Origin of the sequence: Mucilaginibacter sp. R-33 (assembly GCF_049949235.1) — a bacterium.
Lineage (GTDB): Bacteria > Bacteroidota > Bacteroidia > Sphingobacteriales > Sphingobacteriaceae > Mucilaginibacter.
Genome location: NZ_CP188089.1, coordinates 3,013,104 through 3,025,769, shown reverse-complemented (window position 1 = coordinate 3,025,769; position 12,666 = coordinate 3,013,104). Strand labels below are relative to the sequence as shown.

The 12,666-nt window shown below is 43.0% G+C and carries 11 protein-coding genes; 5 read left to right on the top strand and 6 right to left on the bottom strand.

Annotated elements, in window-relative coordinates:
* Positions 1-67 precede the first annotated feature (67 nt).
* From ACP26M_RS12605 to ACP26M_RS12595, 3 genes are read left to right on the top strand one after another with little or no spacing between them, the layout of a single operon-like run.
* Complete coding sequence (locus tag ACP26M_RS12605; RefSeq protein ID WP_426589330.1) at positions 68-820, top strand: prolipoprotein diacylglyceryl transferase; 753 nt, start codon at positions 68-70, stop codon at positions 818-820.
* Positions 813-2,210, top strand: a complete 1,398-nt coding sequence (locus ACP26M_RS12600; protein ID WP_426589328.1) for a radical SAM protein — start codon at positions 813-815, stop codon at positions 2,208-2,210. The genes ACP26M_RS12605 and ACP26M_RS12600 overlap by 8 nt, the downstream gene beginning before the upstream one ends.
* Positions 2,207-2,539 carry a hypothetical protein gene (locus tag ACP26M_RS12595; protein WP_426589326.1) on the top strand — a complete coding sequence of 111 codons (333 nt, stop codon included), beginning with the start codon at positions 2,207-2,209 and terminating at the stop codon, positions 2,537-2,539. The genes ACP26M_RS12600 and ACP26M_RS12595 overlap by 4 nt, the downstream gene beginning before the upstream one ends.
* A 14-nt stretch (positions 2,540-2,553) precedes the next feature.
* Here ACP26M_RS12595 and ACP26M_RS12590 read toward each other — a convergent pair whose 3' ends face one another.
* From ACP26M_RS12590 to ACP26M_RS12570, 5 genes are all read right to left on the bottom strand, one after another.
* Positions 2,554-3,480 (bottom strand): exopolyphosphatase, encoded by a 927-nt coding sequence (locus ACP26M_RS12590; RefSeq protein WP_426589324.1) that lies wholly within the window; start codon positions 3,478-3,480, stop codon positions 2,554-2,556.
* A gap of 95 nt (positions 3,481-3,575) precedes the next feature.
* Positions 3,576-4,829, bottom strand: a complete 1,254-nt coding sequence (locus ACP26M_RS12585; protein WP_426589322.1) for an ABC transporter permease — start codon at positions 4,827-4,829, stop codon at positions 3,576-3,578.
* Positions 4,822-5,742, bottom strand: a complete 921-nt coding sequence (locus tag ACP26M_RS12580) for an ABC transporter ATP-binding protein (RefSeq protein WP_426589320.1) — start codon at positions 5,740-5,742, stop codon at positions 4,822-4,824. Before ACP26M_RS12580 ends, ACP26M_RS12585 begins: the two co-directional genes overlap by 8 nt.
* Positions 5,743-5,796: 54 nt before the next feature.
* Positions 5,797-6,453, bottom strand: coding sequence for a hypothetical protein (locus ACP26M_RS12575; protein WP_426589318.1), 657 nt, complete (start codon positions 6,451-6,453; stop codon positions 5,797-5,799).
* Positions 6,454-6,598: 145 nt separating this feature from the next.
* Entirely contained in the window at positions 6,599-7,747 is a 1,149-nt protein-coding gene (locus tag ACP26M_RS12570) for an exo-alpha-sialidase (protein ID WP_426589316.1), read from the bottom strand.
* A 182-nt stretch (positions 7,748-7,929) separates the two neighbouring features.
* Between ACP26M_RS12570 and ACP26M_RS12565 the strand changes: the two genes are divergently transcribed.
* A complete protein-coding gene (locus ACP26M_RS12565) occupies positions 7,930-9,903 on the top strand; it encodes a prolyl oligopeptidase family serine peptidase (protein ID WP_426589314.1) in 1,974 nt (657 codons plus the stop codon).
* A 39-nt stretch (positions 9,904-9,942) separates the two neighbouring features.
* Positions 9,943-11,928: a prolyl oligopeptidase family serine peptidase gene (locus ACP26M_RS12560; RefSeq protein ID WP_426589312.1), complete on the top strand. Its 1,986-nt coding sequence runs from the start codon at positions 9,943-9,945 to the stop codon at positions 11,926-11,928.
* Between the two features lie 100 nt (positions 11,929-12,028).
* Here ACP26M_RS12560 and ACP26M_RS12555 read toward each other — a convergent pair whose 3' ends face one another.
* A complete protein-coding gene (locus tag ACP26M_RS12555; RefSeq protein ID WP_426589310.1) occupies positions 12,029-12,565 on the bottom strand; it encodes a pyridoxamine 5'-phosphate oxidase family protein in 537 nt (178 codons plus the stop codon).
* Between the last annotated feature and the right edge of the window lie 101 nt (positions 12,566-12,666).

The window sequence follows — 12,666 nt, the reverse complement described above, 5'->3', positions numbered from 1 at the left end:
TTGATTTTATAGATATTTACTTATCGGCGTAATAAAAAAACTATTTTAGTGCCTATAAAAACTAAACTTGCACTTTCCCGTAAATATACCTTTAGGTCCGTCATCCATTCCGGTGCACTTTATTTGCGAAACGCTGTCGTACTTTTTAGGTTACAGGTATTATGCCTGGTTGCGGAAACATACTGCTGATAAGATCAGTACTGAACACAGGCTCATCATCTTTATCGGCGCCGCGGCAGGCGCGTTTATCGGCTCACACCTGGTTGGGATCTTTGAAAATCCGCCTTTGCTGTTTTCGCATTTCAATATCATCTATATTATGGGCAATAAAACCATAGTAGGTGGGATGCTTGGTGGATTGATAGGTGTCGAGCTTACCAAAAAACAGTTGGGGGTAACCGCGTCGTCCGGTGATCTGATGGTTTACCCGCTCATCCTGGCTATGGTTATTGGTCGTACAGGGTGCTTTTTGGCCGGACTGGAAGATGGTACTTACGGTATAGCCTCCAACCTGCCCTGGGCTGTCGATTTTGGCGATGGTATCCGCAGGCATCCTACCAATTTATATGAAATTGTGTTTTGGGTAATGCTTTGGGGTATACTCAAACTCATAGAACAAAACCACCGTTTTGCAGATGGTGCAAGGTTTAAAGTATTCATGGCAAGCTACCTCGTTTTCAGGCTACTGGTTGAATTTATCAAACCCGATTACTTTTTCGGTTTGGGTTTATCGGTAATTCAGTTAGTTTCTGTCGCCGGTATTTTGTATTATTATAAAGTATTTTTATATCCCAAAAAACTGTTTGTAAACCATGCCTGAACGCCCGTATATATACTATGATTTTACGTTAAGCATTTGCTCCACCTGTTTACGAAGGGTTGATGCCAAGATCGTTTTTGAGGATGATAAGGTTTACATGCTTAAAAACTGCCGCCGGCATGGTTTTGAAAAGGTGCTGATTGCCACAGATGTGGAATATTATAAAAACTGCCGCAACTATGCCAAGCGAAGTGAAATGCCGCTTAAATTCAACGCCAAAACACATTATGGCTGCCCGTATGATTGCGGCCTGTGCCAAGACCATGAGCAGCACTCATGCCTTACTGTTGTGGAGGTTACAGATAGGTGTAATTTAAGTTGCCCTACCTGCTATGCCATGTCGTCGCCTACCTATGGCAGGCACCGCACTTTGACCGAAATAGAACAGATGCTGGACGTAGTAGTAGCAAATGAAGGCCAACCGGATGTGGTACAGATCAGCGGGGGAGAGCCAACGGTGCACCCGCAGTTCTTCGAGATCCTGGATATTGCCAAAACAAAGCCCATTAAACATTTAATGGTGAATACTAATGGTATCCGCATAGCTAAGGACGAAAATTTTGTAAAGCGGCTGGCCACATACATGCCCGATTTTGAGATTTACCTGCAATTTGATTCTTTCAAAAAAGAGGCACTTGAGCAGTTGCGCGGTGAGGATTTGCGCGAAGTAAGGCAAAAGGCCATTGAAAATCTTAACAAGTACAATTTGTCCACGACATTGGTAGTTACTTTGCAAAAAGGTTTAAATACCGATGAATTAGGGACAATTATTGAATATGCCTTACAGCAACCCTGTGTTCGTGGCGTGACCTTCCAGCCTACCCAGCAGGCCGGCAGGTTAGAGAATTTTAATGAACAAACCGACCGTTACACCCTAACCGAAGTACGTAACGCGATACTTGAACAAACCAGTGTATTCAATAAAAACGACCTGATCCCGGTACCCTGCAACCCGGATGCGTTGGTGATGGGTTATGCCCTTAAATTGGGAGGGGAAGTGATCCCGCTAACCCGGATGATAAACCCGGATGACCTGTTAGATAACTCAAAAAATACCATTGTTTATGAAAATGATGAGCGCCTGAAAGGGCATCTGCTCAATATGTTCAGCACCGGTAATTCGGTTGATAAAGCTAAAGAACACCTGCACTCGTTGTTATGCTGCCTGCCTGAAATTGACGCGCCAAGTTTAAGCTATGATAACCTGTTCAGGGTGATCATTATGCAATTTATAGATGCGCAGAATTTTGATGTTCGGGCTATCAAAAAATCATGTGTACACATCGTAAATAAAGATATGCAGATCATCCCCTTTGAAACGATGAACATTTTTTACAGGGATGATAAGCGGGAATATCTTGAACAATTAAGAGGAGAAATTTTGGTATGACAGAGGAAGACAACAATAACCTGCCGCACAATGTGGGTGACGAAAATGTAAATAAATTTTCCGGGGATGATAAGCCTACAAAAAAGTTTAAAATGGGGGTGGTGGGCTATAATATGATTGCACTGGCCGCTTACACTATAATATTTGCGTTGTCGGCTAAACAGGGTGGAGTTATATTTGATGCATTATTCATTTTTGCCCATGTAATTATTGGAATAATTTTGGCTATTGCGTTCCGAAGCTGGATGTGGCTGCTAAGCGCATTGATGGTTTTAATAATAGGATTTTCTACTTGCGTAGGTATCGGGAATTTAGGTGGGGGACTTTAAAGAAGATTTGTGATTTAGCCTAACATCCCCGCCAAAACTCCTTCTTTTAATGAATTAGTACACATGATCACCTTATGAAGATCCAGCGCATGCATAATAAAACGGGTAACTAAGGAGGTAGCTACGATCATATCAACCCGGACGGGTATAATCCCCGGATTACCCAATCTTTCTTTATGGCTTGAAAGGATGAGTTTATTAGTGATGGTTAACAATTCCTCTTCATCAAAATCGTAATGCTGGATGTCCTTCAGGTCAAATGATTTTGCTTTTTCGGTTTCTATGAGCCCGGCAAAAGTTTCAAATGAGCCGGATGAGCCAACAAGGGTATTAATTTCAATACCGGCGGTGGCAATGAACAGATCATTCAGTGTATCCTCCAGATACAAATTCATGGCCTCGATAGAGGCAGGGGGGATAGGGTCTGTATGGTGGAACTGGTCCATGAGGCGTGCCGCGCCAACTTCAAAGCTTTGTTTCCACAGGATTTTATCGGTATTGCCTAAAATAAATTCTACACTGCCGCCTCCAATATCCATAATGAGCGAGTTTTTAGCCGATAGGCATCCGCTTAACTTTACGCCATTATAAATAAAAACGGCTTCCTGCTCTCCGTCAATGATTTCGATAGCGATGCCTGTTTGTGTTTTAACCTCTTTAATAAAATCTTTACCATTGGAGGCATTCCGCAGAGCCGAAGTTGCTATTGCCCTAATGCCGGTAACATTGTTGGCGTGGATAAGCTCATTAAAGTGTTGCATAGTGTTTATGCCACGTTGAAATGCATCAGGCAAAATATAACCCTTATTAATGCCTCCCTCGCCTAACTTAACAGCTTCAGTAATATGTACAATTTCCTGGTAGTTATGGATCTCACCTTCGGCAATCAATAAATGGAAGGTATTGGTACCCAAATCCATTACTGCAACGCGTTTACTCATACGGCTAAAATAAATAATCCCCGAAATTGTTTAACCATTCCCGGGGATTTTATTCTGTAAATCCGAAATCGAACATCCGATATCCGAAATAAAAATTATTCTTTATAAAAAAACCACTTAGCCAGCTCTTTATAGCTTGCTTTTTTGCCGTACATCAATACGCCAACACGATAAATCCGCGCGGCAACATACGTGGTAAATAAAAAGCCAATAACCATTAAACTCATCGATAAAGCAATCTGCCAGCCCGGCGGATCAAACGGGATCCGTACCATCATGGCAACGGGGGCTGTAAAGGGTATCATGGAAAGCCATACTGCCAAGGGGCTGTCCGGTGCACGGAATAATACCGATACCGACAAAATATAAGTGAATAGTAAGGGCATGGTAATAGGAAACATAAACTGCTGGGTTTCGGTTTCGCTGTCAACTGCCGAGCCTACGGCAGCAAACAGGGCAGCGTATAAAAGATATCCGCTTAAAAAGTAAAATATAAAGCAGCTCATAATATACCCGAACGGAATGGTTTGTAACACTGCAAGCGCATTTATCATAGGACTGGTTGGAGAGTTAAGCGCGTGGCCGGCTATTTTGGTAGATATTACAGATAAAATTATCCAGGCACCAAATTGGGTTAAGCCAACTAAACCAACACCAATGATCTTGCCCAACATCAATTGAAACGGCTTTACTGATGATATGACTACCTCGATAATACGATTGGTTTTTTCTTCAATTACCCCGCGCATTACCTGTCCGCCGTATATGAACAGGGATATATAAATGAGGATAGCGCAGGCAATACCAATTAAAATATTGGGGCCGATATTGGCGTTTTTATCGCCCTTGTCAGAAATTTCAATGGCGTTTAATGATATGTTAGTTCTTTTAATACTGCGTAACAGGGCTGTATCAATATGGTGCCGGATGAGGTTATTTGAAAAAGCAATATCGCTCATCTGCTTTTCAATTTCCTCGGAAAGAGGGATAGAGGCTTTCTTTTTTGAAAAGATCTGCACCGAATCCCTTTGCGTATAGTTTGCAGGGATATATAAAATAGAGATGCCTTCGCTGTCCTTTAATAATTGCTTTGACGATTTAAGATCAGTGAGGGCATAGGTAAACTTAACGTTAGTAACATCATGGAATTTATTGGCGAAATCGCCGCTTTTATCAATAACGTTAACCGTTTGCAAAGAAGATAATTTATCGCTGTCTTTAGCTACCATGGTAACAACGAATCCCATGGCCAGGATCAGCAGCGGCACCACGAATATCATGATGATAAATGATTTTTTTCGTACACGGGTAAGGTACTCGCGTTGTATGATGAGTAATACTTTATTCATGGCCGGTGGAATTTAGGTTTACTTTTTCAATAAAAATTTCGTGCATGCTCGGGATAAGTTCCTGCAGCATATTTACCCGCGTTTTAGGAATTAAGTATTGCAATACATCATTGGAATTATGCCCTTCCTTTAGTTTTATCTTGATATTGTGATTGTCATCATCGGCAATAACCTCGCTCATTATTTCAAAAGGCTGGCTGCCATCAAATGCAATACGTTCGCCGGCATATTCAATAAGGTAGGTTTCGTTACGATATGAGTTGCGGATATGTTTAACCTTGCCATCCAGTATCTTGTGCGATTTATGGATAAGGGCGATGGCATCACAAAGCTCCTCAACTGATTCCATGCGGTGGGTAGAAAACAAAATAGTAGCGCCTTTTTTATTTAATTCCAATATTTCGTCTTTAATCTGTTCGGCGTTTACTGGGTCGAAGCCGCTAAAAGGCTCGTCTAATATGATCAAATCGGGCTCATGGAGTACGGTTGCCACAAACTGCGCTTTTTGCTGCATGCCTTTTGAAAGCTCTTCTATCTTCTTTTTCCACCAGGTTTCCATCCCCAGCTTCTCAAACCAAAATTTGAGGCGTTTTTGAGCTTCAGCACGGTTTAAGCCTTTTAACCGGGCCAGATAGATCATTTGTTCACCAATCTCCATCTTTTTGTACAGGCCACGTTCTTCGGGCAGGTAACCGATACGTTCGATATGCGATTGATTAAGTTTTTCGCCGTTAAAATATATCTCGCCCGAATCGGGAGCTGTAATTTGGTTAACTATACGGATAAGGGATGTTTTACCGGCGCCGTTAGGGCCAAGCAAGCCGAAAATCTGCCCGCTTTCAACTTCCAAACTTACATCACTGAGTGCACGGTGACCGGCGTATTGTTTAACAATATTGCGGATGCTTAGCATTTATTAAGGTTTATGTATCTGTTTTGCTTGTTAGATGGATTTAACCAATAAAAGTTACAGCTCCGGTTTATCATATGGCTGGTTGGGGTTATCCATTTCATAGAACGGCTTTTGCCATTGCCTGCTATTGATAACATTTAAGGCTGTTACTGCTATGTAAATTCCAATAGCAGGAATTATCAGATACACAAGTCCGAGATAACGGATGTAAAAAATATAACTGGAATTTCCGATGAGTGTAAATACTAACGGTACAATTGTGTAAAATATCGGGATAAATAGCTCGCCCAGGGCAAAAAGCCGCAATGGCAGCCTGAATTCTGTTGGGCGTAGCAAAAAAGTCATGATCACGATGCATATTATTATCAGGAAATTGATAGCACCGCTAACCTGGTAAAAGATGATTAATGATTGTACATTGATTTGGAAAATGCCGATAGCCGCACTAACTAAGCCCCATATCACGTTATAGATCGCGTAAATGATAAATGCATTCACTATAAAAGGTTTTTCATTGGTATACTTAAAAATACTTATCACAAATATCATCAGCCACGCAAAACAGATGACCGGAATAAATGAGAATAAATGCCTGACACTTTCCGGAACTGTAAATGAAATGGTTTGCATGGCATGCATTAGCAATAATACCAAAGCACTTATTACTGATGTGGCAATGGTAAGATAGGCAGTATCACGGGTTGGTTTCATGAGCAGGGCAGGTTTATATTTAAAGTGAACGGTATAACAATTTAGCCTAACCGGTAATAAGGTATGGCCGTTTATTGAAATTAAAAAACGGTGTAATTGTTTTGGTACAAAATACGTTGTTTGTTTAATTATGTAGCCTGCGGATTTATTTTAATTGTTTTAAACTGAACCGTAAGGTTTCAATAGCTTCCTTTTGCCTCGAAATGATTACATACATATAGCCATTGTAAATAATGGTATGCGGGTAACCGTATTGCCCGCCTTTCCACAAACCTTCTTTTTTTAGACGGTACAACTCATTAGCTATGATATAATTTTTCTCGAATGATTTGCCATCGGCAGAAAGGGATAACACCAGCGGGTTACGGTCATAATGATGAAGTATATCAGGAATACCAACATAATAAAATCGCTTATCCGGTAACCGACCGAAATGAAATTTACTGTCATTGTCCGAAAAGGGGGCCTCAACCGGCCGCGACCAGCTTTTGCCGTTGTCTTTGCTTTCTGTAAGCCATAAATGTCCTTTCCAGCCTTTGCCGGTTACCCTGAGCAACATATGCAGTATATTGTCGTTTGTTTGGAAAAACGAACCTTCGCAAAGCGGCGGTAAACCTGATTTTGCGGCAGGCGCATAAAACATAGCAGGGTTATCCTGTTTATAAAGTGAATCGGGATAAAAGCTGCTCAGCTTCCAGCCCGAAAGTCCGCGGGGATCATCTGTGTAAGGGAAAGTGAAATTACCACTGATGATCAGCTTTCCGCTATTGGTAACCTCCGGGCCGTGGTTTGGTACAACTGGCAAATGCATATCAAGCGGTTCGCTCCAATGCTCGCCGTCGGTGCTGGTTTTGGCCCACAAGTGGGTGTTATTGCGATGTTTGTCGTAATCGCCGTAATAGGCTACCAAAGTTCCTTTATATTGATAAAGCCCGGCGGCGGTGAGAACCGTGAGCGTATCGTTGACTTTGCCTGGAGTGACTAAGGTTTTTAATGCCGACCAGTGTTTAAAATCTTTAGAAGTGGCATAAACCACCCTTTGCCCCGGCGAATCCTCATCAATCATTCCGTTGCTCCATATTGCCACAAAGCGGTCTTTAAAATGAATGATAGAAGCATGATGGTTGTAAAGCCACTCTTTATCCGGCGAATAGATCATTGATCGTTCGATGGTTAACTTTGGCACTCCGGCTTCGGTTTGGTAATTGTTGCGAATAGCCGGGATTTGAGCATGGGTATTAAGAATGGATAAAAAAAAGCAGATAACAAAGAGTAGCTTGAATTTTGCAGACATGATCCTAATTAACGCAAATTATCCGGTAAGTGAAAGTGGAGTTGAGGTGCCCGCGTTTGTTTGTCCAGAAAAATCATCGTTATTAATATGCGAAAATTTTATAACAAAATCGTGGCAATCCTTTTATCCCATAAATCAAGGTTCTTTTACTAAATTACAGGCTCTATCAACATACATCATTTATGAAGCGAGCCTTATTCCTTATACTTACGCTTTCTGCCGCCGTTAATGTATCTGCCCAACAGAAAAAAGCTTTAAAACCTGCTGATGTTTACCGGATCCCAACGGTAAGCGATCCCCAGTTATCGCCCGATGGCAAGTGGGTGGCTTATAGTGTTTCTGAAGTTGATACTGCAAAAGACCGCCGTGTATCACACCTGTGGATGCAGAGTTTTGATGGCAAAGAGTCTATCGAACTGACCCATGGTGAGGAGGCAGCCTCGTCGCCGCGCTGGAGCCCGGATGGTAAGTATTTATCATTCCTTTCCTCGCGCGATTCAAAAACAGGCTCACAGGTTTGGCTCATCGATCGCCGGGGTGGCGAAGGAGTAAAACTGACCAATATTAAAGGCGATTTGAGTGACTACGCCTGGAGCCCTGATGGCAAGCGTTTGGTAATGGTGATAGGCGACCCGGAAAATAAAGGCAAGGAAGAACCTAAAACCCCCAAGCCCATAGTTATTGACCGTTATCATTTTAAACAGGATATAGTTGGTTACCTTCAGCACCTGCATAACCACCTGTATTTAATTGATGTAACCACAAAAAAACTGGATACATTAACCATGGGCGATAAAGATGAAAGTTCGCCGGTATGGTCGCCTGATAGCAAAACCATTGCATTTGTGAGTAACCGCAGTGCCGATCCCGATAAAAATCAAAATACCGATATTTTTACCATTGATGCCCGGCCAGGCGCCAGCATGTTGCAGCTAACCACCTGGAAGGGGAGGGACGGTAACCCGCAATGGAGCCCAGATGGCAGGTATATTTCCTACCTGCGCTCAACCAGCGATGCTGATTATATGATGTACGATCAAAATGTGGTTTGCATAATGGATGTTGTGGGGCAAAATAACAAACCGCTTACGCTGCAGCTTGATCGCCCCGCCGGGGCGCAAACCTGGGCCAAAGACAGTAAGAACATCGTATTTATCGTAACGGACGATCGTACCCGCTATTTGGCCAATATCAATATCAACAGTGGCAAAATCACACCGATTAATAAGGGTGATTATGTTTTCAACGATATAAACACCAATCTTTCAGGCAACTGGGTAGTACAAAAAACCGACCCGTACACCCCTGCAGAATTATTCGCTTTGGAAGATAAGAAGCTTCGCAGGTTAACTTTCCACCATCAGGCCTGGTTAAACACTGTACAGCTGGCTTATGTCAAAGGTTTTGAATCAACCAGTGTTGATGGTACAAAAGTGTCTGGTATCATTTTAACACCCGACAGCGTTCCCAATAAAAAATATCCGTTGATCCTTTTTATTCATGGTGGCCCGGTAGGGCAGGATGAATTTGGTTTTGATGCTACAAGGCAAACGCTGGCTGCTGCCGGTTACGCTGTAGCGGCTGTGAACTACAGGGGCAGTAATGGCCGCGGGTTGGATTATTGTAAAGCCATTTATGCCGATTGGGGCAATAAGGAGGTAAAAGATTTGCTTGGGGCTGTCGATCAACTTGAGAAATTAGGCATCGCAGATCCTGATAAGCTGGGCATAGGCGGCTGGAGTTATGGCGGCATCCTTACCGACTATACGATAGCCTCTGATACCCGCTTTAAAGCAGCAGCCAGCGGAGCTGGCAGTGCGCTGCAGCTTTCGGTTTATGGTAGCGACCAATATGTGTTACAGTACGAAAACGAAATAGGCGTACCCTGGAAAAATGCTGATAAATGGATCCAGATTTCGTACCCGTTTTTTCATGCTGATAAAATAAAGACCCCGGTACTGTTTATGTCCGGCTTGAAAGACTTTAACGTGCCGACCATCGGCAGTGAGCAAATGTATGAAGCATTACGCACACAAGGTATCCCAACCGAATTGATATTATATCCCAATCAGTTTCACGGCCTTACCAAACCAAGCTACCAGGTTGACAGGTTGCAGCGCTATGTGGAATGGTATGATAGGTATTTAAAAAAATAATATTTTTATGCCCTCGAAACGGTTTTTTTATCGTATTTTATGAAATATGTCCTGTTGATTTTAGGCGGATTGGCTTCTTTACCGTTGATTGCTCAAACTGCGAAAAAGCCACTTAAACCTACCGATCTGTATAAACAGCCAACGCTGATGGCGCCGCAGCTTTCTCCGGATGGTAAATGGGTGGTTTACGAATTATCTGAGGTGGATACAGCTAAGGATAAGCGTGTATCGCACTTGTGGATGCAGAGTTTTGACGGCAAGCAATCTATTCAGCTTACTTATGGCGATGAGCCGGCATCCACTCCTAAATGGACCCCTGATGGTAAGTTTATTTCTTATCTGTCCGAAAAGGATTCAAAGAACGGCGGGCAGGTTTGGCTGATGGACAGGCGCGGTGGCGAGGGGCACAAGCTGACCGATATTAAAGGTGAACTCGAAGAGTATGTTTGGTCGCCGGATAGCAAAAGGCTGGCATTGATCATTAAAGATCCCGAAAACAAAGGAAAGGAAACGCCCAAAACTACTCCTCCTATAAAAATAGACCGTTACCATTTTAAGCAGGATATTGAAGGGTATCTGCAACACCGGCATTCGCATTTGTACTTGTATGATGTGGCCGCAAAAAAGCTGGATACCCTGGCCAGTGGTACTATGGACGATAGCTCGCCACAGTGGAGCCCAGACGGAAAAAAGATTGCCTACGTAAGTAACCATACAGCCGATCCGGATCGGAATGAAAACACAGACATCTTTACAATAGAAGCTAAACCCGGTACCGAGCCACAACAGCTTACCACTTTTACCGGCCATGACATTAACCCGCTGTGGAGCCCGGACGGCAAGCGTATTGCTTACCTCCGTTCAACAAGCGATGCAGATTATTTCATCTATCAGCACGATGTTTTATATCTGATGGATGCCGACGGGAAAAATAATCGCTCGTTAACGGATCAATTGGACAGGCCTGTTAGCAATATTGCATGGAGCCGGAACAGCAAAGACCTGGAATATCTGGTAAGCAGCGACAGGATCCGTTATATCAACAGGTATAACCTGCTTACCCGTAAATCGGTATTGGTGTATAAAGGGAACCAATGCAGTTTTGCTGATATAATGAGCCATTCGTTAGGTGTATGGGTAGGGAAGATGACCACGCCATACATGCCGCATGAGCTGGTGGCGATTGAAAACGGAAAAATCCGCCGTTTAACTTTTCACCAGGAAAAGTGGCTGAACGAAGTTAAGCTGGCCTATGTGAAAGGTTTCCAGTCGTTCAGCAGCGATGGCACACTGGTTTCGGGGATACTTTATACGCCCGATAGCGTAGTTACTAAGAAAATGCCTTTCATTCTTTACATTCACGGTGGCCCTACCGATCAGGACGAGTTTGAGTTTGATGAGATCAGGCAAACATTGGCCTGCGCCGGTTATGCTGTAGCCGCTGTAAATTACCGCGGCAGTACCGGGCGCGGCATCGAATATACCAAAGCTATTTATGCCGATTGGGGCAATAAGGAAGTGAAAGACTTACTGGGTGCTGTAGATGAACTGGTTAAACTTGGTATAGCCGATAAAGACCGCCTGGGAATTGGCGGTTGGAGTTACGGAGGCATCCTTACCGATTATACCATAGCTACTGATCCCCGCTTTAAAGCAGCATCAAGCGGGGCGGGCAGTGCCTTACAGTTAGCCATTTATGGATCAGATCAATGGGTGATGCAATACGATAATGAATTGGGGGCACCCTGGAAAAATGCTGATAAGTACATTAAGCTGTCGTACCCATTTTTTCATGCTGATAAAATAAAAACGCCAACCCAGTTCATGTCGGGTTTAAAAGACTTTAACGTGCCCACCGGCGGGGGCGAACAAATGTATGAAGCGCTGAGATCGCAGGGTGTGCCAACGCAACTGGTACTTTATCCCGGCCAGTATCACGGTATTACCGTACCAAGCTACCAGGTTGACCGACTGAAGCGCTATATTGAATGGTTTGATAAATATTTGGCCCCCCAGGTCCCCTAAAGCGGGAGCTTTTTGATAGGCAACTTAAAAAAGGCTCAGATAATTACCTCTGAGCCTTTTCTTTTATTCTGTAAAATCAATAATTCTGAAAATTCTGATTTCAGACAACCAGCTTTCCTTCAACCGAATCATCAATGGTTTTACCAATAGCGGCACCGGCGAGCCGTTTTACAAAAGCAACGGCATTACCATGTTTATTGTCCCAATAATAGCCTTCGGTTGGTTCAACTTTAATAACGCTGATGCGCGGATCGTCGACACCTTCGGTAAACCACACTTTGAGTGTCGGTTCCCATAGTTCTTTGATCTTTTCTTTATCTTCGGTAATGGTGGCTATCCCATAAAGGTTTAAAAAGTCAGAATATCCGGAACCCTGGAAAAGCAGATGGACAAAGGGGTCTTTAGCTAACTCCTCATTTTTATGGCTGTCATTAGCGCTCAGAAACCAAAAGTTGCCCTCATCGTCAATTTTCTGTGCCGACATTGGCCTCACTGAAGCAGGTACGCCTGTTTTAAGACTGCTCACAAAGAAGCAGCTTTTTGCGCTTTCGGCAAGTTCTTTGATCTTGGCCAGGGCTTCAGGTCCATTCAAGTCCTTCATATTATCCTCGGGCTGTTGTTGATTAATACTATCCATTGTTTCAAGTTTTTGTGGTAAATGTTATAAGGGTAACCAATCAAAAACTCAATTGTGTGGATTTATTTAACTTAATAGATAATTATTTAGTTAGAAATGGT